At 68.4% G+C, this 21,846-nt stretch carries 18 protein-coding genes; 11 read left to right on the forward strand and 7 right to left on the reverse strand.

Annotation, left to right across the window (positions count from 1 at the left end; translation table 11 throughout):
• Window positions 1–24 precede the first annotated feature (24 nt).
• The gene (locus IU450_RS02810) at window positions 25–867 is read right to left on the reverse strand and encodes a DUF2786 domain-containing protein (RefSeq protein WP_228833921.1); all 843 of its coding nucleotides are present in this window, start codon (window positions 865–867) and stop codon (window positions 25–27) included.
• A 121-nt stretch (window positions 868–988) separates the two neighbouring features.
• Between IU450_RS02810 and IU450_RS02815 the strand changes: the two genes are divergently transcribed.
• From IU450_RS02815 to IU450_RS02840, 6 genes are all read left to right on the forward strand, one after another.
• The gene (locus tag IU450_RS02815) at window positions 989–2,290 is read left to right on the forward strand and encodes an ABC transporter substrate-binding protein (RefSeq protein WP_195148184.1); all 1,302 of its coding nucleotides are present in this window, start codon (window positions 989–991) and stop codon (window positions 2,288–2,290) included.
• Between the two features lie 46 nt (window positions 2,291–2,336).
• The gene (locus IU450_RS02820; RefSeq protein WP_324197502.1) at window positions 2,337–3,365 is read left to right on the forward strand and encodes a sugar ABC transporter permease; all 1,029 of its coding nucleotides are present in this window, start codon (window positions 2,337–2,339) and stop codon (window positions 3,363–3,365) included.
• Window positions 3,365–4,258, forward strand: coding sequence for a carbohydrate ABC transporter permease (locus tag IU450_RS02825; RefSeq protein WP_228833922.1), 894 nt, complete (start codon window positions 3,365–3,367; stop codon window positions 4,256–4,258). Before IU450_RS02820 ends, IU450_RS02825 begins: the two co-directional genes overlap by 1 nt.
• Window positions 4,259–4,599: 341 nt before the next feature.
• Entirely contained in the window at window positions 4,600–6,885 is a 2,286-nt protein-coding gene (locus tag IU450_RS02830; RefSeq protein ID WP_195148186.1) for a transglycosylase domain-containing protein, read from the forward strand.
• 251 nt (window positions 6,886–7,136) lie between these two features.
• The gene (locus tag IU450_RS02835) at window positions 7,137–7,595 is read left to right on the forward strand and encodes a GyrI-like domain-containing protein (RefSeq protein ID WP_043734309.1); all 459 of its coding nucleotides are present in this window, start codon (window positions 7,137–7,139) and stop codon (window positions 7,593–7,595) included.
• 9 nt (window positions 7,596–7,604) lie between these two features.
• Window positions 7,605–8,030 (forward strand): GyrI-like domain-containing protein, encoded by a 426-nt coding sequence (locus IU450_RS02840; protein WP_043700307.1) that lies wholly within the window; start codon window positions 7,605–7,607, stop codon window positions 8,028–8,030.
• Window positions 8,031–8,186: 156 nt separating this feature from the next.
• Here the strand turns inward: IU450_RS02840 and IU450_RS02845 are convergent, their stop codons facing one another.
• The 4 genes from IU450_RS02845 to IU450_RS02860 all read right to left on the reverse strand — a co-directional run bounded on the left by IU450_RS02845 (window position 8,187) and on the right by IU450_RS02860 (window position 11,869).
• Complete coding sequence (locus tag IU450_RS02845; RefSeq protein ID WP_195148187.1) at window positions 8,187–9,284, reverse strand: inositol-3-phosphate synthase; 1,098 nt, start codon at window positions 9,282–9,284, stop codon at window positions 8,187–8,189.
• Complete coding sequence (locus tag IU450_RS02850) at window positions 9,277–9,834, reverse strand: PadR family transcriptional regulator (RefSeq protein ID WP_039803160.1); 558 nt, start codon at window positions 9,832–9,834, stop codon at window positions 9,277–9,279. Before IU450_RS02850 ends, IU450_RS02845 begins: the two co-directional genes overlap by 8 nt.
• A gap of 120 nt (window positions 9,835–9,954) precedes the next feature.
• The gene (locus tag IU450_RS02855; RefSeq protein ID WP_195148188.1) at window positions 9,955–10,752 is read right to left on the reverse strand and encodes a DUF1707 SHOCT-like domain-containing protein; all 798 of its coding nucleotides are present in this window, start codon (window positions 10,750–10,752) and stop codon (window positions 9,955–9,957) included.
• A 4-nt stretch (window positions 10,753–10,756) separates the two neighbouring features.
• Complete coding sequence (locus IU450_RS02860; RefSeq protein WP_195148189.1) at window positions 10,757–11,869, reverse strand: DUF1707 SHOCT-like domain-containing protein; 1,113 nt, start codon at window positions 11,867–11,869, stop codon at window positions 10,757–10,759.
• Between the two features lie 113 nt (window positions 11,870–11,982).
• On the opposite strand from IU450_RS02860, the gene IU450_RS02865 reads away from it, so the two are divergent.
• The 3 genes from IU450_RS02865 to IU450_RS02875 all read left to right on the forward strand — a co-directional run bounded on the left by IU450_RS02865 (window position 11,983) and on the right by IU450_RS02875 (window position 17,280).
• A complete protein-coding gene (locus IU450_RS02865) occupies window positions 11,983–12,402 on the forward strand; it encodes a DUF5318 domain-containing protein (RefSeq protein ID WP_043734321.1) in 420 nt (139 codons plus the stop codon).
• Window positions 12,403–12,880: 478 nt separating this feature from the next.
• Complete coding sequence (locus tag IU450_RS02870) at window positions 12,881–15,313, forward strand: transglycosylase domain-containing protein (RefSeq protein ID WP_416382830.1); 2,433 nt, start codon at window positions 12,881–12,883, stop codon at window positions 15,311–15,313.
• 236 nt (window positions 15,314–15,549) lie between these two features.
• Window positions 15,550–17,280, forward strand: coding sequence for a glycosyltransferase 87 family protein (locus IU450_RS02875; RefSeq protein WP_195148190.1), 1,731 nt, complete (start codon window positions 15,550–15,552; stop codon window positions 17,278–17,280).
• A 26-nt stretch (window positions 17,281–17,306) separates the two neighbouring features.
• Here IU450_RS02875 and IU450_RS02880 read toward each other — a convergent pair whose 3' ends face one another.
• Window positions 17,307–18,872, reverse strand: a complete 1,566-nt coding sequence (locus IU450_RS02880) for a TerD family protein (RefSeq protein WP_195148191.1) — start codon at window positions 18,870–18,872, stop codon at window positions 17,307–17,309.
• A 28-nt stretch (window positions 18,873–18,900) separates the two neighbouring features.
• Entirely contained in the window at window positions 18,901–20,331 is a 1,431-nt protein-coding gene (locus IU450_RS02885; protein WP_195148192.1) for a TerD family protein, read from the reverse strand.
• 179 nt (window positions 20,332–20,510) lie between these two features.
• On the opposite strand from IU450_RS02885, the gene IU450_RS02890 reads away from it, so the two are divergent.
• Window positions 20,511–21,134: an AIM24 family protein gene (locus tag IU450_RS02890; RefSeq protein ID WP_195030994.1), complete on the forward strand. Its 624-nt coding sequence runs from the start codon at window positions 20,511–20,513 to the stop codon at window positions 21,132–21,134.
• A gap of 9 nt (window positions 21,135–21,143) precedes the next feature.
• A complete protein-coding gene (locus IU450_RS02895) occupies window positions 21,144–21,845 on the forward strand; it encodes an AIM24 family protein (protein ID WP_195148193.1) in 702 nt (233 codons plus the stop codon).
• Window position 21,846 lies beyond the last annotated feature (1 nt).

Consider the following 21,846-nt stretch of genomic DNA (forward strand, 5'->3'; position numbering starts at 1 on the left):
GACAGTCCGCGATGCGCACGTCGATCAGCCGCCCTCGGAGGTCAATTTCGCACGGGCGGCCGGGAGTTCGGGTGACGTCCCGATCCGCGCGGCCCGGCCCGCGCGATCACCCGCCGCCCGCGCCGCCGCCGAATGTCCCGTCGACGCCTGCGGCCCGCGCCAGGTGCCACGTGCCTCCGACGTACGAGCGTAGAAATCCGTGAGCTCGATCTCTTTGTCGCGCAATGCCAGCGCGGTGCCGCTCGCGCGCCCGGCCTCGGGCAACACCTCGGCTTCGACCTCTGCCTTCACCTCGGCCAGCCGCCGCCCGATCCGCGCCGCGAACGCCATCTGAAAGTTCAGCCGCGCCGTCACGCCCGCCACCGGCGCCTGCACCCGCCGCCGGACCTGGCGGCCCCACCGCTTCTCCACCACGATCTTCTCCACGGTGGCCGATCGATAGGCGCCGGACTTGATGTACTGATCGGACGCGCGCACCATCTGCACGATCAGACTGGCGTAGAGCGCCTCGCAGGTATCGATGTCGGAGTCGAAACCGTAGGCGTAGACCTGCGTCGATGTCCTGGCAACGTCGCAGCGTACGTCGTTGGCCGTGGCGATCGCGACGAACAACTGGACGTAGGTGCGCAACCCGCGTTTGCCCGGCTCGCCGATCGGGATGATCCGCTGCACGGGGGTGGGCCTGCGCTCGCGTCCCGCGATGTGCGCCCGTGCCACGGCGAGGTCGATGGACGACTTTGTCGCCAGTCGCTGAGCCGCGGCGAGGAACGCTTCGGCCTCGTGTTCGTTGTCCGTGGATTCGGCCTTGCGCAGCAGCCCACCGATGCGTGTGAGCATCCGATCGGGAACCGCGTTCGGCGAAGTCATCGCGGTCAGCCTAATGGGCGACTTCGCGCCACTGTCCCGCACGCCGGATCGACACCATGTATCTTGCCTTGTGCACCGGCAGGGTGTGCTGCCGCTCACGAACGATCCTGGAGTGTTTGCGATGGCTGTGAAGAAGGTGTCGTCCCTACGTGCGACGCTCGTGCCACGGGCCGCGGTCGCGGTCGCGTCGGTCGGGCTGCTGACCGCGACGTTCACCAGTGCCTGCTCCAGCGACAGCGGCGGCAGCCCCACCAGCCAGAATCTCACCGGACGTGGTCCGATCACCTACGTCGAGGGCAAGGACACCACCGAGACCGGCGCGGTCAAGCAGCTGATCGAGCGCTGGAACGCCGCGCACCCGGACGAGCAGGTGACGTTCAAGGAGCAGTCGAACGACGCCTCGCAGCAGTACGACGACCTGGTCGAGCACATGCGTTCCAAGCAGTCCAACTACGACGTGGTCGCCTTGGACGTGCCCTGGACCGCCGAGTTCGCCGCCAAGGGCTGGATCCAGCCGCTGAAGGACTCCTTCGCCATCGACACCAGCGCGCTGCTCTCGCCGCCGGTCGCGAGCGCCACCTACAACAACACGCTCTACGCCGCACCCCGGAACACCAACGGCGGCCTGCTGTTCTACCGCAAGGACCTGGTGCCGAACCCGCCCAAGACCTGGAACGAACTGCTGGCCCAGTGCCCCATCGCACGCCAGCAGAACATCGGTTGCTACGCGGGCCAGTTCGCGCCCTACGAGGGCCTGACCGTGAACGCGGCCGAGGTCATCAACGCCTACGGCGGCAGCTTCGTCGGCGCCGACGGCAAGACCCCGACGGTGAACAGCCCGCAGTCGCGCGCCGGACTGAAGGTGCTGGTCGACGCGTTCAACAACGGCGACATCCCGAAGGAAGCGATCACGTTCAAGGAGCCGGAGTCCAGCAACGCCTTCGCTCAGGGCAAGCTGCTGTTCCTGCGCTCGTGGCCGTCCACCTTCGGTGACGTCGGCGGCGAGGCCTCCGCCGTGAAGGACAAGTTCGCGGTCGCTCCGCTGCCCGGGGACAACGGCGTCGGCGCCTCCACCCTCGGCGGCTACAACGCGGCGATCAGCTCGTACTCCAAGAACAAGGCCACCGCGCTGGACTTCCTGCGCTTCCTGATCAGCGAGGACGCGCAGCACATCGTCGCCTCCGGCGCGCTGCCCTCGGTGCGCGCGTCCATGTACGACGACCCGGCGCTGATCGCGAAGATGCCCTACCTGCCCGCGCTCAAGGACTCCATCGCCAGCGCGGTCCCGCGCCCGGTGACACCCTTCTATCCAGCGGTGAGCAAGGCCATCCAAGACAACGCCTATGCTGCGTTGAACGGAACCAAGTCCGTCGACGACGCGATCACCGGTATGCAAAAGGGCATCGAGACCGCCGGATCGTAAGTGATCGAGCGCGATGGACCCGACGAACCCGCAGGAGAGAGAAACGGTGTCGGATCCTTCGGGAACGGCGACTAGCGTGCCGAAAGACGACGAAGTTGTTCCGGCCCAGCGCGGCTTCGCCGCACGGCTGGCCCTGGACCTGCGACGCTCCGGGAAAGCCTGGGTGTTCGTCACGCCGGTGCTGATCGCGCTAGCGGTCGTCATCGGGTATCCGGTGTTCCGGGCCCTGTGGATGTCCTTCCAGAAGGATCCCGGGCTCGACCCGGCGACCGGCATGTTCGTGGAAGGCGGCAGCGCCGGGTTCTCGAACTACACGCACTGGCTGCTGCAGCAGTGCCAGATCGTGACCGGTGAGACGGTGCCGTGCCCGACCGGCAACCTCGGCTCGCAATTCTGGATGGCCATCGGGGTCACGCTGTTCTTCACGGTCGTGACCGTCGCGCTGGAGGCGACGCTCGGCCTCGGCATGGCCATGGTGATGGGCAAGACCTTCCGCGGCAGGGCGCTGCTGCGCGCGGCCGTGCTGATTCCGTGGGCCATCCCCACCGCCGTCACCGCACGGTTGTGGGAGTTCATGTTCCAGTACGACGGCGTGGTCAACCGCGTTCTCGGCACGCACATCCTGTGGACCTCCGACGCCTGGCCTGCCCGCTTCGCGGTGATCGCGGCCGACGTCTGGAAGACCACGCCGTTCATGGCGCTGCTGCTGCTGGCCGGTCTGCAAGTGATCCCGGCCGACGTGTACGAGGCGGCTCGCGTCGACGGCGCGTCGGCCTGGCAGCGGTTCACCCAGATCACGCTGCCGCTGCTGAAGCCGGCCCTGCTGGTCGCGGTGCTGTTCCGCACCATGGACGCGCTGCGCATGTACGACCTGCCCGCGATCATGACGCTGGGCAATCCGTCCACCCGCACGGTGTCGATCCTGGTGGTCGACCAGGTCCGGCAAGGCCCCAACAGTGCGGCCGCGTTGTCCACCATCACCTTCCTTTTGATCTTCGCGGTGGCGTTCGTGCTGGTGAAGATCCTCGGGGCCAACGCCGTTCGCACCCAGGAAGAACAGCGGGAGGCGCACTGATGTCCGTGCAGACAGCGGAAAAGCCCGTGACCGGGCAGCCTGCCGCGCAGCCGGTTCCGTGGACCAAGCGCCTCGGCTCGGTACGGCTGTACCTCGGCGCGCTGATCGTGCTCGTGTGGGGCCTCGCGCCGTTCTACTGGATGGCGGTCACCGCGTTCCGCGACCCCGACTACACCTTCGAGAACACCCCGTGGCCGACGCACGTCACGCTGGAGAACTTCCGCAACGCGTTCGACACCAGCCGCGGCAACAACTTCGGCAAGGCGCTGGTCAACAGCATCGTCATCGGCTCGATCACCACGGTGATCGCACTGGCGGTCGGGGTGCTGGCCGCGTACGCGCTCGCCCGGCTCACCTTCCGCGGCAAGTACGTGGTGTCCGGGCTGATCCTCAGCGCCTCGATGTTCCCCGTCGTCGTCCTGGTCACCCCGCTGTTCCAGCTGTTCACCAACCTCGGCTGGATCGGCGAGTACCAGGCGATGATCATCCCGAACATCTCGTTCGTGCTGCCGATGACGGTCTACATCCTGGCGTCCTTCTTCGCCGAACTGCCGTGGGAACTCGAAGAAGCCGCGCGGATCGACGGCGCCACCAAGATGCAGGCGTTCCGCTTGGTGATGCTGCCCTTGGCCGCCCCCGCCGTGTTCACCACCGCGATTCTCGCGTTCATCGCGGCGGTCAACGAATACTTGCTGGCCCGTTTGCTTTCCAGCGACAAGACCGAACCGGTCACCGTCGCGATCGCCCGCTTCTCCGGCAACAACCCGCTGGTGCAGCCCTACGCGGCGATCATGGCGGCCGGCACGATCGTCACCATCCCGCTGGTCGTCATGGTGCTGCTCTTCCAGCGCCGGATCATCTCGGGCCTCACCGCGGGCGGCGTGAAGAGCTGAATCATTGGCAGCGCCTGCGGCGCTGCGTGTTCGCGGCCCCCTTGTGGCTCGCGGGGCCGCGAACGGACAATGCTCGGTCTCGCTTCGCTCGGAACCGGGAGTTGAGCTGGTGTGGTGGCGTTGCCGAGGAAGCACCGGCATGGGGTTTCGCCGTCCTTTCGCAGTACCCGGCCCAGCGGCCCACGTGCTCCGGCAGATGTCGGGGCCACGCGCGGGTAGAGCGACTGTGTCGGACGGCCGGAAGTGGAAAGCCGCTTGTGAACGAACGCGGTAAACTCTGGCTTTCGATGCTCTTTTCCGTTCGTTCGTGCAGGTGAGTTCGTCCGGCGCTCCGGGAGGAGATGATCGTGAGCTCGTTCCGCGGATCGCGAGAACGTAGGCGCGGCGGCAAGGGGGCTCCCCCGCCCGCACCGTATGCCTCGATCGCGGGCTGGACCGAGCGGCCGGAAGCGGCGAAACGCGACTCGCGGAGCCGACGCGAACGCATGGCGGACCGCAGGAAGACGCGACCGCCCGTGCCGCGACCGGCGCCGGAGGAGAATCGGCCACCGCGCAGCAGAGCCGAACGTATCCGCCGCCTGCTGCTCGCCTTGTTCATCCTCTTCGGCGTGGTGCCCGCGCTGCTGTCGGTCCTGGCGTACTGGAGTGCCGAGATCCCGGATCCGAGTGCGGTGCAGACGAATAAGATCGCGACCATCCTGGCGGCCGACGGCAGGACGGTGATCGCGAAGATCGTGCCGCCGGACGGCAATCGCATGCCGGTGCCGCTGTCGGATGTGCCGCAGCCGGTGCGCGACGCGGTGCTGTCGGCCGAGGATCGGAATTTCTACACCAATCCCGGCTATTCGACTTCCGGCTTCTTGCGGGCCGTGCGAGACAACTTGCTCGGCAAGGACAACGCGGGCGGCGGCTCCACGATCACCCAGCAGTACGTCAAGAACGCGTTCCTCGGCTCCGAGCGCACGGTCACCCGCAAGATGCGCGAGCTGATCATCGCGGCGAAGATGGCGCGGCAGTGGAGCAAAGACGACATCCTCGCCGCCTACCTCAACACCATCTACTACGGCCGGGGGTCGTACGGCATCGCCGCGGCGGCCAAGGTCTACTTCGACAAACAGGTGAACCAGCTGACCCTCGCGGAGGGCGCGGTACTCGCCGCGCTGATCCGGACGCCCTCGATCCTGGACCCGGAAACCCATCTCGCGGAGTTGAAAGCGCGCTGGCGCTACGTGCTCGACGGGATGGTCGAGATGGGCGTGCTCGCGCCGGGTGATCGTGACGCGACCACCTTTCCGCTGATCATCCCGCTCACCCAGATCCCGGACGACGACGTGGCCCGCGGCCCGGAGGGACTGATCCGCAACCAGGTGGTGCGCGAGCTGCGCGACTCCGGCATCAGCGAGCGCGACCTGAACAAGGGCGCGCTGCAGATCACCACCACCATCGACGCCAGGGCCCAGCAGGCGGTTCTGGGCGCGGTGCGCGACCGGCTCGGTGCCCAGCCACCGGAATTGCGCGCCGCGGTGGTGTCGATCGATCCGCGCTCCGGCGCGGTGCGCGCGTATTTCGGCGGCTACGACGGCATCGGCTTCGACTTCGCCCAGGCGCCGTTGCAGACCGGATCGGCGTTCAAGGTCTTCGCGGCGATCGCCGCGCAGCAGCAGAGCATCCCGCTGTCGCGCGTGCTGGACAGCTCCCCGGTGACCGACCGCGGTACCCGGATCACCAACGTGGACGGCGAATCGTGCGGCAAGTGCACCATGGCCGAGGCGCTGAAGCGCTCACTGAACACCAGCTTCTACCGATTGACCATGACGATGTTCGACGGGCCGCAAGCCATCGCGGACGCGGCGCACGCAGCCGGTATCCCGGAAGAGCTGCCGGGCGTCGCGGGCAAGACCCTCAGTGAGGACGGCGGTAAACCGCTGAACGGGATCGTCCTCGGGCAGTATGTCGTTCGGCCCATCGACATGGCCTCGGCCTACGCCACGATCGGTGCGGCGGGTGTGCACCACCAGCCCTACTTCGTGCAGCGGGTGGTGACCGGCGACGGGCGGGTGCTCCTGGATCGCGGCGGCGACCCCGACCAGCAGGTCGGCGAACAGCTGCCCAAGGGGCAGCAGCGCATCCCGAGGAAGATCGCGGAGAACACCACCGAGGCGATGCTCCCGATCGCGGCCTACTCCAACGGGCACGCGCTGAAGAACAACCGCCCCTCGGCCGCCAAGACCGGCACCACACAGCTCGGCGAGAGCGATTTCAACAAGGACGCCTGGATGATCGGCTTCACCCCGTCGCTGTCCACGGCGGTGTGGATCGGCACCGAGCAGTCACAACCGATCCGCACCGCGCGCGGCGCCGACATCTACGGCTCCGGCCTGCCCGCCGACATCTGGAAACAGGTCATGGACGACGCCCTCGACAGCACCCCGATCGAACAGTTCTCGGGCACGCGGGCCCCGGCCGGGCCGAATCAGAGCAAGCCACCCTCCGGCGGGCCCTACGACATCCTGAATCCACCGCAGCCGTCGCCGCAGCGCGAACCCGCCGTCGTCATCCCGCCCAGCGCGCAACCGCCCAGGGAGGTGGAGATTTTTCCGGGGCTGAGCATTCCGGTTCCTGGATAGCGATGATGCTGTGACCTTCCGTCGCCCGGTGGAACGCATGACGTGGCAGCATCGTTTGCCAGAGTGAGAGCGAACAGCGAGTGCGTCGGTACGGGCCGACGCCGAAACCGCGGAAACGATGCGGAAGGATATGCGCTCGAGCGACGGCAGCGCGGCGCGAGCGACGGGCCCGGAGGCGGTAGCCTGCGTCACCATGGAGGGCACCGGGAGCGACGCCGATTGAAGACAGACGAGACATAGGGGCTACGCCGGTGGATTTCAATGTCGTTGACCAACCCGAGACGCTGGTGGCGGGAACAGTGCTTCGCAGCCCCGCGCTCGCGGTCGAAGGACCGCGCCGCGCGAAAGTCGAAGAGGCGTGGAAGCGCAACCTGGCCCGCAAGCTGCCCGGACCGCCGACCACGGCGTACGTCGACCACGCGCCGGAGATCAATTCGTACCTGACCCACATCGTCGGCTACCGCTGCCACAGCCTGGCCGACCTGCTGCCCGGCGACGTGCTCGCCCGGGTGCCCGCCGGGCGCTTCGCCCGGTTCATCGCCAGCGGCGACAATCTCGGCGACACCATCGTGAGCATCTGGCGAGCGGTGTGGGACGCGGAGGCCGCGGGGCGGCTCGTGCGCGCCTACACCGGCGACTGGGAACACTATCCGGACGCACGGACGGTGGAAGTCTTCGTGGCATTGGCAGACGATCAGGGCAACGGGTAGGAACAGACAGTGGACTTCGAGATCGTCACTTTGCCGCAGAGCATGGTCGCGGGCCTGACCGTGCCGCTGGCCGGCCGCGAGGTGACCGCGCGTGACCTCGACCTGGTGAACTTCACCTGGGATCGGTACCTGGCACGGGAGAAGAACGTGCAGCGAGTGGCCGCCTACATCGGCCAGAACGATCACGCCGTCGCCGTGCTGGGCTACGAGATCGGCGCGATGGGCGAACTGGACCCCGGCGACGTGCTGACCATCATCCCGCAGGGCCGCTACGCCAAATTCGTCGTGGCCGACAAGCCCTACGACCTGCTGCGCACCGCATGGGCACAGGTGGCGAAGGCCGAGAGCGCGGGGACCATCACCCGCTCACACACCGCCGAGGTGGAGCGCTATACCGGCCCCGCGTCGGTCGAGGTCTACGTCTCGCTGGACTAGCGGATCGCGCGGAAAACCCGGTAGGTGTCGTTCGCAGCCCGGCTCGTGTCCGAGCGGCCGACGCGTATGCGACGAAGTCGCAAGCGGCGGTCGCTCGGACACACGAGCCACAGAGGGGCCGCGAACACGCAGCGCCGAAGAGCGCTGCCGATCGGATCAAGCCCCGATGATGAAGGCTTCCAGCTGGGTGCGCGCGATGTCGTCGGCCAGCTGCTGCGGCGGGGACTTCATCAGGTAGGCCGAGGCCGGGATGACCGGTCCGCCGATACCGCGGTCCTTGGCGATCTTCGCCGCGCGCACCGCGTCGATGATGATGCCCGCGGAGTTCGGCGAGTCCCACACCTCGAGCTTGTACTCGAGGTTCAGCGGCACGTCGCCGAACGCGCGACCCTCCAGGCGGACGTAGGCCCACTTGCGGTCGTCGAGCCAGCCGACGTGGTCGGACGGGCCGATGTGCACGTCGTTGGCGCCGAGCTCCTTCTTCAGGTTGCTGGTGACGGCCTGGGTCTTGGAGATCTTCTTGGACTCCAGGCGCTCGCGCTCGAGCATGTTCTTGAAGTCCATGTTGCCGCCGACGTTCAGCTGCATGGTGCGGTCGAGCTGCACACCGCGATCCTCGAACAGCTTGGCCATCACGCGGTGGGTGATGGTCGCGCCGACCTGGCTCTTGATGTCGTCGCCGACGATCGGCACGCCCGCCTTGGTGAACTTCTCCGCCCAGACCGGGTCGGAGGCGATGAACACCGGCAGCGCGTTGACGAACGCGACACCGGCGTCGATGGCGCACTGCGCGTAGAACTTGTCGGCCTCCTCCGAGCCCACCGGCAGGTAGGACACCAGCACGTCGACCTTGTTGTCCTTCAGCACCCGGACCACGTCGACCGGCTCGGCCTCGGACAGCTCGATGGTCTCCGCGTAGTACTTGCCGATGCCGTCGAGGGTCGGGCCGCGCTGCACGACGACATCGCTGGGCGGCACGTCGGAGATCTTGATCGTGTTGTTCTCGCTGGCGAAGATCGCCTCGGCCAGATCGAAGCCGACCTTCTTCGCGTCCACGTCGAACGCGGCGACGAACTTGACGTCGCGAACGTGGTAGGGCCCGAACTTCACGTGCATCAGGCCGGGAACGGTCGAGGTCTCGTCCGCGTCCCGGTAGTACTGCACGCCCTGGACCAGCGAGGAGGCGCAGTTGCCCACACCTACGATGGCGACGCGTACTTCTGTGGCGTTGTCAGCCTTGTCGATGTCACTCATGGCCGATATTTCCCTCTTTCTGTGGTGCCGCCTTCGTCGATTGCTCCGCCGCAATCAACTCGTTGAGCCAGCGCACTTCGCGCTCGCTTGATTCGAGTCCGAGTTGATGGAGCTGCCGGGTGTAGCGATCCAACGACCCGCTGGCCTTCTTGATCGCCTCCCGGAGCCCCTCTCGGCGCTCCTCGACCTGACGCCGCCTGCCCTCCAGGATCCGCATCCGCGCTTCCGCGGGGGTGCGGCTGAAGAAGGCCAGATGAACGCCGAAGCCGTCGTCGGTGTAGTTCTGCGGTCCGGTGTCGGCGAGCAGCTCGCTGAACCGCTCCCGCCCGGCCGGAGTCAGTTGGTAGACCCGTCGCGCACGGCGTGTCGTCGCGCCCGCGGGGATCTCCTCGGCGATCAACCCGTCCGCCTGCATGCGGCGCAGGGTGGGATAGAGCGACCCGTAGGAGAAGGCCCGAAACGCCCCGAGCAGGCCGGTCAGCCGCTTACGCAGCTCGTACCCGTGCATGGGCGCTTCGAGGAGCAGCCCGAGGATTGCCAGTTCGAGCACCGGGCTTCACCCCCTGACTGTGTACAGACCTAACCGATGGATGCGACTTTCCACTATATCGGAGCGATACATCTGTGCACAGTCGTCGGCCGGTTACGGTCGACCTGTGGATGCGGTATCTCAGCGGGAGGGCGGATAGACCGCGAGCGGCTCGCCCGCGAACGTGATCACCGAGTACCCCGACGAGCCGCCTTTGTCCTTGACGTGAACATGCAGCACAGGACCGCGGTCGACCGGGCCGTACGACTCGAATCGCACGATGACATGGGTGATCGTGCCGTTCGGGAGTCGCACCGTCTGCGGCGCACCGGCCAGAAGTCGGGCGATCACCGGCACGTCGACCGTCGCGAGATCGAAGGCGCGCGTATCGGACTTGCGCTCGGACGTCGTCGAGGTGCGGAAGTCGCCGTCGTAGTGATAGTCGCTGGTCCGCGTGGAATTACCGGGCGTCTGCCGGTCCGCCAGGGCGTATGTCGGATACAGCGTGACCTCGTCGGCGAGCAGGTCGCCGAACTCGGCCCGGTACTCCTCGAGGAAGTAAGCCAGGCCCGCACCGGTGGTCATATCGGGAACGTTCTCCGACGACCCGGGCAGATCGATGCCGCAACGGCTGAGCGCGCCCACCATCGCACCTACTACCAAAGCCGCGACGACGGTCGAGACCGGCGGGAGCCAGCGCCGGGGACGACGCCGGTCCACTCGGACCACGGGGGCGTTCACCAGTTCTTCCGGAATTTGCAGGTCGCCGATCAGCGCGTCGAGTTCGCCGAAGGACTTGGCGCGCATCGCCGTGGCGGTCCGCGCGGCGTGCTCGGCGGCGGTCAGCTGGCCTTCGGAGAGCGCGGTGTCGAGCAGTCCGCACACGTCGGCGCGGTCCGTGTCACGGGCGCGGATGCCGCTGTATCGGGTTGCCGCCATTGCCTCATCCCTCGAACGGCCAGACACGGCGTACCTCGCCGGCCGGGGTCATCAGGAAGTGGCCGTTCTCCTTGACGGAGTTGCTCACGTGAACCTCGACTATGGGTTGCCCGGCGGGAATGCCGTATTGGGCGTAGAAATTGACGTCGTTCACGCTCACCGCGAAATGCGTCACGGCGCCGCCGGGAACTCGGGTGATGGTGGCCGCGTCGGCGAGCGCCCGGCCGATCGCCTCCACATTCAAGCCGCCCAGATCCACCGACGGGGTCTCGGCCTTGCGAGTGGTGATCTCGCGGGACTGCGTGAAACCCCCGCGGTAGTCGTACTCGACCTTCCGGTTCGGCTGGCCGGGCACCGCCCGGGCGAACGAGGCATGCTCGGCATGCATGGTCAGTTCGTCTACTCGGAGGTCCCCGAATTTCCGCTGATAATTCCGCAGGAACGTAGCGACTCCGTCGGCGGTGACCAGACTCGGCGTGGGGACCACCAACGGCTGTACCACGCCGAGGTCCATCACGGGCGCGGCTTGCGCCGCGTGTGGCGGTTCTTCCGCCACCCGGGTGACCGCGAGAAACCCCGCACAGGCGGCCACCACCGCGGCCGCGGTGACCGCGCCCAGGTACCACTGGCGGCGGCGCGAGCGTGGCGGACGCGGTGCGGGGGCGACGTTGCCGGGCCGCTGCAAGTCCGCGACAAGATCGTCCAGGTCTCCCAGGGTGCGCGCCTCCGCGACGAGTTCGGTGAGCGTGTCGTGCTCGTCTTCGGACAGCTGGCCGTCGGCGCGGGCGCGGTCCAATAGCTCCCGCGTAGTGGCGCGATCGGCATCGCGGGCCCGCGTGTGAGCAGGATAACTTCCACCGGATCCCGCGCGGCGCAAGGCTTTTCGCCTCGCCGACGATCGGTCCGCGGTGAACCCCCGCGTAACGGCGGAGGTTTGCAGATCGGCGGTTTGGGCGGCCAACTCGCCGAGCGTTTTCGCCGCCGCGGCCTGCGCGATTCGGTCGTGATACTCGTCGGCGCCGAGCTGGCCCTCGGCGTAGGCGGCATCCAGCACACTGGACGCGGCGGCGCGGTCGAGGTCACGCGCTCGCGTGCGCCCGGATGCTGCGGTGGACACAGACGGATCGTAATCGGGATAACGGCGCGGCGCGCTGGTTCGGGCACTGATCCGGACCGGTCAATCCGCACAGCCCGGGGCGGCGGGATTCCAACACCGCTACTCTGGTTCTCGTGCGAATTCAGCGGCAAGTTGTCGACTACGCCCTCCGGCGCCGGTCGCTGCTGGCTGACGTCTATGCGGGCCGGGTCGATGTCGCCGAGGTGTGTGATGCAAATCCTTATCTCTTGCGTGCGGCGAAGTTCCACGGCCGGGGGAGCGAGGTCACATGCCCCATCTGCCGGAAAGAACAACTGACCCTCGTATCCTGGGTCTTCGGCGACGGCCTCGGGCCGGTCGCCGGATCGGCTCGCACGCCCGAGGAGCTGGTGCGCCTCGCCGAGACTCGCGAAGAGTTCTCGGTCCATGTCGTCGAGGTATGCCGGACCTGCAGCTGGAATCATCTGGTGCAGTCCTATGTGCTCGGTTCCGCGCCGGCGCCGCCGCGCCGTCGCACCGGGACACGCGCGAACCGGCGCACTGCCGCCGAATGAAGTGCCTGGTCATCTGCCCGTCGGGTGACTCACGGAGCCGGCCCGCGTCCGCTCCGGCGACGACTACCGCTGATCGCCACCTGGACCGCTACGAGTTATGGAGATCTTGTCAGTGAATTCGCCCTACGAGACTTCCCCCTACGGCGATGAGCCACATGGCGGCCGTCCTCCACGGAGTTCACGTCCAAGTCCCAACCCGTACCAGAATCCTCGCCCCGGCCCTCCGCCGGGCGCCCGTCCGGTCCCGCCGCCCGGTGCGCGGCCCGGCGCGCCCTTCCCGGGCGAACCGCGCGGTCCCCAGCCGCCACGCCGTCCCGGCCCCCCGCCGCAAGGCCCCCAGCCGCAAGGCCGACCGCCGCAGCAAGGCGGCCGTCCGTCCCAGCCTGGCCGACCGCCGCAGCCGAACCGTGGCGCGCCCAACGGCAGCGCCCCGCAGTCGACCCAGAAGATCCAGCGCCCCGGCTCACTGACCGAGGCGGTGGCCGAGCGCAACCGCCGCGGTCCGGCGACCGGGCCGCGTCCGGTTACGGGCGCCCGCCCGGCCGTGGACCGGGAGGGCCGTCGCGTCCCCGGCAGCGGACCCACCACCGGCGAGCGCAGGCAGACCGCGGGCGGCCCGCCGTCCGGCCCGCCGCCGCGCCGTGGCGGCGGCAACGGCGACGGATCCGACGGACCCGGCCGCCGCAGGCCCGCCCAGCAGAAGAAGTCGCCGTGGCGCATCGTGCGCCGCACCCTCTACGTCCTGGTCGCGTTGGCCATCCTGGTGCCCAGCGGCATCTTCCTTGCCGCGTACACCACGGTGTCGGTGCCGCAGCCGGGCGATCTGAAGACCAACCAGGTCGCGACCATCCTGGCCGCCGACGGCACCACGGTGCTCAGCAAGGTGGTTCCACCGGAGGGCAACCGGACCGACGTCACCATCGAGCAGATCCCGCCGCACGTGCGCAACGCGGTGATGGCGGCCGAGGACCGGGACTTCTACACCAACCCCGGCTTCTCGATCTCCGGCTTCGCGCGCGCGGCCAGGGACAACGTCCTCGGCAAGGAGAGCGCGGGCGGTGGCTCGACGATCACCCAGCAGTACGTGAAGAACGCGCTGGTCGGTGACGAACGCTCGTTGACGCGCAAGATGCACGAGCTGGTCATCTCCGCGAAGATGGCGCGGCAGTGGAGCAAGGACGAGATCCTCGCCGCGTACCTCAACACCATCTACTTCGGTCGCGGCGCCTACGGCATCGACGCGGCGGCCAAGGCGTACTTCGGCAAGCCGGTGCAGGAACTGACCGTCGCCGAGGGCGCGGTGCTCGCCGCCACCATCCAGCTGCCGTCCAGCCTGGACCCGGAGAAGAACCCGGAGGGCGCGAAGACCCGCTGGAACTACGTGCTCGACGGCATGGTCTCCGGCGGCAGCTTGAACGCCGCCGAGCGCCAAGGCCTGCAGTACCCGCAGGTCGTCCCGCTCGCCTCGACCCGGGACAAGGAGCAGGACTCCGGCCCGGAAGGCCTGGTCAAGACGCAGGTGCTCAAGGAACTCGCCGCGGCGGGCATCAGCGAGCAGCAGCTGAACACCTCGGGCCTGCAGATCACCACCACAATCGACCCGAAGGCGCAGCAGGCGGCGGTCGACGCCGCGACGCAGAAGATGCAGGGCGAGCCTGAGCAGCTGCGCACCGCCGTCGTCTCGATCGATCCGCGCACCGGCGCAGTGCGCGCCTACTACGGGGGCCCGGACGGCCAAGGCTATGACTACGCCAACGCAGGACTGCAGACCGGTTCCTCGTTCAAGGTCATCGGCCTCGCGGCCAACCTGGAGCAGGGGATCCCGCTGTCGCAGCTGTACGACAGCTCGCCGCTCACCGTGAACGGCATCAAGATCACCAACGTCGAAGGCGAGCAGTGCGGCATGTGCACCATCGCCGAGGCGCTGAAGCGATCGCTGAACACCAGCTTCTACCGCATGCAGCTGGACATGCAGAACGGTCCGCAGAAGATCGCCGAGATGGGTCACAAGCTGGGCATCCCGGAAAGCATCCCGGGCGTCGGCAAGACGCTCACCGAATCGGACGGCTCCGGCCCCAACAACGGCATCGTGCTCGGTCAGTACCAGGCCCGGCCGCTGGACATGGCCTCCACCTACGCGACGCTCGCCGCGTCCGGCGTCTACCACGCGCCGCACTTCGTGTCGAAGGTGGTGACCGCCGACGGCCAGGTCCTGCTCGATCGCGGTGAGGTGGCCGGCGAGCAGCGTGTCTCGGCCGCCGTGGCCGACAACGTCACCGCCGCGATGAAGCCGATCGCCGGCTACTCCCGCAACCACGGGCTGGCCAACGGGCGCGAATCGGCGGCCAAGACCGGTACCGCGCAGCTGCTGGACACCGGCGAGAACAAGGACGCCTGGATGGTCGGCTACACGCCGTCGCTGTCGACCGCGGTGTGGGTGGGCAGCGTCGACAACTCGCCGCTGCGCAACTACAGCGGCGGCATGATCTACGGCTCGGGTCTGCCCTCCGACATCTGGAAGGCGACCATGGACGGCGCGTTGTCGGGCACCCGCAACGAGACGTTCCCGAAGCCCGCCCCGATCAAGGGCCAGGCCGGTGTCCCCGAATGGTCGGCGCCCTACACGCCGCCGTCCACCGTCGACTCCCCGCTCCTGCCGCCGGTCGTGGTCGCGCCGACGCAGGTGGAGATCCTGCCCGGCATCACCATTCCGGTACCCGGCGTCCAGCCCGCGCCGCAGCAGCAGCGCCCGCAGCAGCAGCGTGAGTCGGATGCGGGCCCGCTGCCCGGCCAGCCGGTCGCACCGACCGACGGTTCGTCCCCCACAGTCACCAACGCGCCACGCGCGGGCAACAACGGGAACGGCAACGACTCGGGAACGACCGGAGCACCCCCGACCCGAGGCCGGTAGCCTTCGGAATCCGTGATCGATAGGGCAGTCGGCGAAGAACGAAATTCGCCGACTGCCCTATCGGTCCAGATCGGCGAATCCATATCCAGCCCGAACTCACTCTCTGCGGCGGGCATATGTTCACCGCACTTCGGCGGCACTTTGCGAGACCAGAATTTTCTTCGCTCGCGAGTGCGCGGCAGACCGAGCCGACTCGATCCGAACGAGCAGCCACATCCCAGGTAGCCTCGGGTTCCGTGACCGATCAGCAGCTGGTGGAGCTACGGAGGAGCGGGAGGGCGCCGCTGTCGGACCAGGCGGGGCCCGGTGGGGCGTACTACGCCGCACCTGCCCCGCTCGCGTCCGATCTCCGCTCGGCGGATGCGCGAGACCGGCCGAGTCGCAACGATTCCCTCGCGGCGCAACTGTCGACGGTGATCGGGGGGCCGGTCGGGGATCACGCCTTGATCGGGCGAGTGCGGTTCTGGACGCCCATGCGGGTGCTGCTGGCGTTCACGGTGATATTCCTGGCGCTGGGCTGGTTCGGCAAGGCGGGGTGCATCCAGCAGACCGACGGCGCGGACGGCCCGACCCTCGACTGGAACAACGGCCGCCAGTACGTGGCGATGTGCTATTCGGACACTGTGCCGCTCTACGGCGCGGAACGACTGAACGAAGGCGCCTTCCCGTACAAGAAGCAGTGGACCGAGCAGACTCCCGACGGTGGCCGGGAGACGCGATACATGGAGTATCCGGTGCTCTCGGGCCTGTACCAGTACTTCGCGATGCGGATCGCCAAGAGCTGGGACGCGTCGCCGCTGCCAGGCGCGTTGCAGGTGGTGATCTACTTCAACGTAGTCGCGTTCGGTCTCGCGCTGGCCTGGCTGACCACTGTGTGGGCGTCGGCGCTGCTGGCAGGCCGCCGGGTATGGGACGCGGCGCTGATCGCCTGTTCGCCGCTGGTGATCGTGCACGCGTTCACCAATTTCGACGCGCTCGCGACGGCCTTCGCCGCGACCGGCCTGCTCGCCTGGGCCCGGCGCAAACCCGTGCTCGCGGGCATCCTGCTCGGGCTCGGCGGCGCGGCCAAACTGTATCCACTGCTGCTGCTCGGCCCCATCGTCGTGCTCTGCCTGCGTACCGAGACCATGCAGCGCACCCCGCGCACGCATCTCGGCCTGCGGATGCGCGACATCGACGGCTGGCCGGCCTTCCTGGCGTGGGTGCGCGAGACGCCCTACCGCATCCAGTTCCTCGGTGCCCGTCCGCTCGGCGCCGCGTTCGTCACGGTGTGCGCCGCGCTCGCGACCTGGCTCGCGGTGAACCTGCCGATCGCCGCGCTGTATCCGAACGGCTGGCGAGAGTTCTTCCGGCTGAACACCACCCGGCATGCCGACCCGGACTCGATCTACAACGTGATCTCCTCGTTCACCGGCTGGCCCGGCTTCGACGGCGTGCTCGCGCACGGGGAGCAGCCCGCCATCCTGAACGCCGTCTCGCTGCTGGCGTTCGTCGCGGCGTGCGCGGTGATCGCCTACATCGGCCTCACCGCGCCGCGGCGGCCGCGGCTGGCGCAACTGTGCTTCCTCGTGGTCGCGGCGTTCCTGCTGACGAACAAGGTGTGGAGTCCGCAGTATTCGCTGTGGCTGGTTCCGCTCGCCGTGCTGGCGCTGCCGCACCGGCGCATCCTGCTGGCCTGGATGACCATCGACGCGCTGGTCTGGGTGCCGCGCATGTTCTACTACCTCGGCTTGGACCGCAAAGGCCTGCCCGAAGAGTGGTTCACCGGCACTGTGGCGCTGCGTGACCTGGCGGTGCTGGGGCTGTGCGCGCTGATCGTGCGCCAGATCTACCGCCCGGAGGAGGACCTGGTGCGCCGCGACTTCGTCGACGATCCCGTCGGTGGGATCGTCGACCGCATGCCCGATCCCCTGCTGGCCTGGCTGCCGGAGCCGCTGCGGCCGCGCGTGGCGGTCGCACGCGGCTGACCGGCCGCTGCGGGGGATTCAGGCGCTCACCTGGTGCGCAGGAAGCGCGCCTGGCGTTCCGGCTCGTGCGGCAAGAGATCCAGATCGAGCTCCCACGCGCTACCGGTCCACGGGTCGAACAGCGGCATGCCGCCGACGGTCGGGAGGTGGCGGCACGACTGCGACAGCATCGCCACGGTGGTGTCGGCCGAATCGGATTCGTTGGCGCCCACGATCACGATGGACAGTCCGATCAACTCCCCACGCGTGATCAGCACCCCGATCCGCTGCGCGTCCGAACTCTGGTAGCCGTGCGGGAAATCCGCGGCCAACAGCACCCGATGCTCGCTGGGCGGGCTGAACGCTCCGCTCGCGTAGGCCAATTCGGCCAGCTCGGCCGCGTCCACCAGGGTTTGCAGCCGCGCGGAGATGTCGGCGTGGTCGGTGATCGGCGGGCCGTTCAGCACGGGAGCGAGCAGGCCGGTGATGCCGCTGAACGCGTCGGTCAGATCGATGATGTCGACCAGCGTCCTGCGCTGCGGCGCCGCGGCGAGCAAACGAGCCAGTAGCGCGCCCACGACGGGCGCGACCGCACGGGTCGATTCGGCATCGATCCACAGCGGTCTGTTCAGCGGAACCGGAACGCAATACGGGATTCGCAACCGACCACGGTCGAGCGCGTACAGCTCGCCGAGCCGGATGCCGTCGCTGGGCGCGGGCGGCTTGTCCCAGGCGGGCGAGTCCCAGGACGCCAAGGCGGGCGGCAGCACCTGGTCGGCCTCGGCGAGTTCGCGCATCAGCTGTTCGGCGTCGCGCTCGTGGTTGTGCTCGGCGGTGCCGACCAGTTCGTCGTGCCGTTGCTGCGCGGCACGACGAGCCTGCTCTGCTTCCGGAGTATTCCTGGTCGCGGGATCGGAGACGGCCTGCGACAGTTCGTGATCCAACCGCTTGGCCGCGTACTCGCGCGCCGAGACCAGCGCGGCGGCCGACCGCGCGGCGTCCTCGAACACCATCCACAGCCGTTCCAGGCCGTGACCGACCTCCAGCGGCGCGCCTGCGGTCGCGATCTGCGCGTCACCCGCCAGAGGACCGGCCATGGTGTGCGTACCGGGCTGGGCAGCCTGATCCTCACCGTCCACCTCGACGCCGTGCGCCGTGAGCAGTACGGCGAGCCCGCCCGCGTAACCCTGGCCGACCGCGCGCAACTTCCAGGCCGGGCCGCGCCGGTAGACCTCGAAACAGATCAGCGCCGTCTCGCCGGACAACGGGGTGATCGCGAATTCCGCGGTCACGCTGTCGTTCTCGGACATCGTGGCGGTGACCGGACCCAGCCCGTCGGCCCGTGCGGGGGCGGCCGGGTCGGCGCTGACCACCAGGAGCACGGCCTTCGCGTCGGCGCGTACCTCGGCGAGGGTGATCGTGACCCCGTCGGCGGCCAGGGCGACCCCGGCCGCGGCGGGCTGGTTGTAGAACACGAAATCGTCGCTGGAGAACACCTTCAGGTTCTCGGCGACCACCAGCGCGGAAACGTCGAGGGCAGCCTCGGCTTTCGCGCTGAAACGAACGACCTCACCGGTCAACGGAATGTTCTGACCGGCCTGCAGTTGAATCACGATGTCCGCCCCGCTGTCCCGCCGCCGGTCAACCGTTGACGAGGAACCGGCCGAGCTGCGGCACCGCCTCACCCGGATGCTTGGCCTGGAAGCCCTCGCCGAGCGCCTGCAATTTCCAGTCGTTGCCCACCCGGTACAGCTTGGACATCGCCATCGCGGTGAACGGCATGCCACCGGCGAGGGTGTACCTGGCCAGCTCGCCATTGTTGGTCCCGTCCACCAAGCGACAGAACGCGTTCTGCACCTGCTCGAAGGTGTGGCCCTTGTAGGAGGTCACGATGAACACCAACGTGGTGATGTGGACGGGGATGCGGGTCAGGTCGACCAGGATCATCTCGTCGTCGCCCTCGCCCTCGCCGGTGAGGTTGTCGCCCTGGTGACGGATGGAGCCGTCCTTGGAGGTCAGTTGGCCGTAATAGGCGACGTCGACCGGGTTCATGTCGGCGAACAGGATGACCGACGCGTCCAGGTCGATATCGACCGTGCGGCTGCCGAACATGCCGCGGCTGCGCACCGGATCCCAGCCAAGGCCCATCTTGACGAAGGTCAGCGCGGCGCCTTCCTTCCGCAGGGTGACCCGCTGGCCCTTGACCAGGCTGACCGGACGGTCCTTGCTCAAGCTGACCTCGGCCGGCGGCTGCTGCGGCTGCGGCGGCGCGGGCTGGCCGGGCGGCGGATAACCGGCCTCGGGACCGGGCGGCGGCGGGTAACCGGGGCCGGGCGGGGGGTAACCTGGGCCGCCCTGCGGCGGTTGACCGGGAGCGCCCTGCGGCGGGTGACCGGGGCCGGGCGGCGGGTAGCCACCCGTCGGCGCGTACTGCGGCGCCTGCTGCTGGGTCGGGTACGCCGGGGTGGTGGGCGGCGGGTAGTTCGGCGGCTGCTGCTGAACCGGCTGCTGCGGCGGCGGTGGCGGAGCCTGCGCGGGCTGTGGGGCTTGCGCGGGCTGGGCGGGCGCGTCGTCGACCGAGACCCCGTGGTCGGTGACCAGCGCGGCGAAACCGCCCGCGTAGCCCTGTCCGACCGCACGCACCTTCCACGCGCCCTGGCGGCGGTAGAGCTCGAGCGCGATCACGATCGACTCGGTGTTCAGCCCGTCGATCCGGTACTCGTACAACTGGTTACCGGCCCCGTCCGACACGATCGCGGTCGGAGCGGGGAACCTGCCGAAATTGCTGTTCGCGTCGTCCAGCGTGATCACCGCGCGGATCTGGTCGATGTCCGCGGGCACGGCATTCAACGACACCGCCAGCGACGCGGGCTGACCGGCCGGTGCGGGCTGCAGATTGACGCCGGGACCGCTGGGCTGGTTGAAGAAGACGAAGTCGGCATCGGAACGGACCTTGCCCCGCTCGGTGACCAGTAGTGCCGACAGATCCGCCGGCGCCGAGAGCTGGACGGAAATCACCACGTCGTTGGTGGCCAGCGGACCGTTCTGGCCCTTGGCGAGAGTTGCGGACAAGTTCGACCCTTCGCTTGTCGGTGCGTTCGCCTGACACTCTACGAGAAACGCGCTCGGCGCCGCTCGGACTGAACGGACGCGCTGCCCCGACACCCCCGCGAGCATCGGTTAGGGTGACGGCACGCAGATGGAATGCGGCGATCCCACCGTGTTCCCGAACGAGACAGCAGGCAAACTCCATGGCGCAACTGTTCGAGCAATCGAAGAAGGTGATCGAGGCCCATCTGGCCGGCACCAGCCTCCGCGCGATCTCCGGCTCGATGATCGCCTACGAAGGCAATGTGCAGTTCAAGGCGGCCGGTTTCGGCGGTGGCGACGGTGTGCTCGCCGGGCTGAAGCGCCGGGCCACCGGCGAGAAACTGTCGCTGATGGAGTGCGCCGGGCACGGCCGGGTGTTCTTCGCGGTCAACGGCCAGCACGTCACCGTCGTGAACCTGAACAACGAGACGTTGCAGGTGGAGTCGCAACAATTGCTCGCGTTCGCCGGAAACCTGCGCACCGACGTGCGTTTCGCCGGGTTGCGCGGCGCGTCCAGCGGGCAGGGCCTGTTCACCACGACCGTCTCCGGCCAGGGCCAGGTCGCGCTGCTCTCGGCGGGCGGTCCGCTCATCCACCTGGAGGTCTCCCCGCAGTACCCGCTGACCGTGGATCCGGACGCGTTCGTCGCGGCGCGCGGCAACCTCAACCAGTCCTTCGTCTCCGATGTGTCGTGGCGCAGTTTCGTCGGCCAGGACGCGGGAGAGGCGTTCTCGCTGCGCTGGGACGGCCAAGGCGTGGTGTTGATCCAACCGGCGGAACGGTAGGGGCGAGCGGTGTTCGAGAAGGTCAACGGCAAAGTCGTCAAGGTCAACGTCGGGATGGCGGGCGGAGTGGTCGCCCGCAACGGCGCGATGCTGTTCTACACCGGCGACGTTTCCTTTGCCCCCCACCAGATTCCGGGCGCACAGGGGATGGGCGGTATGGGCGGGCTGATGGGTCTCGCGGGCCGGGCGATGGCGGGTGAGCACGAGCGCACCATGCTGGCGCAGGGCAACGGCGAGGTGCACTACGGTTTCGCGGGCCTGGAGGTCCACGTGGTGCAGATGCAGCCGGGCGCGGCGCTGCGCGTCGAGGCTTCGCGGTTGCTGGCCAATACCGCCGGGTTGCAGAGTTCGGTTGTCTCGGTGATGAGTTCGGGCGGTGGAGGCGGCGGTGGCGGCGGCCTGATGGGTGCGCTGCGTGGCGCCGCCTCGGGCGCGTTGACCGGCCAGGGCATGTTCACCACCCAGCTGTCCGGGCAGGGCGCCGCGGTGCTGCTCGCGCACGGCGGATTCCTGGAATTGCAGGTGGGCGGCCCGAATCCGATCGTGGTCGATCCGCAGGCGTTCGTCGCCGCCTACGGCAACGTGCAGACCGAACTGAAGTCGGCGTTGAGCTGGCGCGACGCCGTCGGGCGCGGTTCCGGGGAGGCGATGCAGCTGCATTGCGTCGGGCAGGGCGTCGTCTACGTGCAGGCCTCCGAAGAGAAGTTGTGAG

It is taken from the genome of Nocardia abscessus (assembly GCF_015477775.1).
GTDB lineage: Bacteria > Actinomycetota > Actinomycetes > Mycobacteriales > Mycobacteriaceae > Nocardia > Nocardia abscessus_A.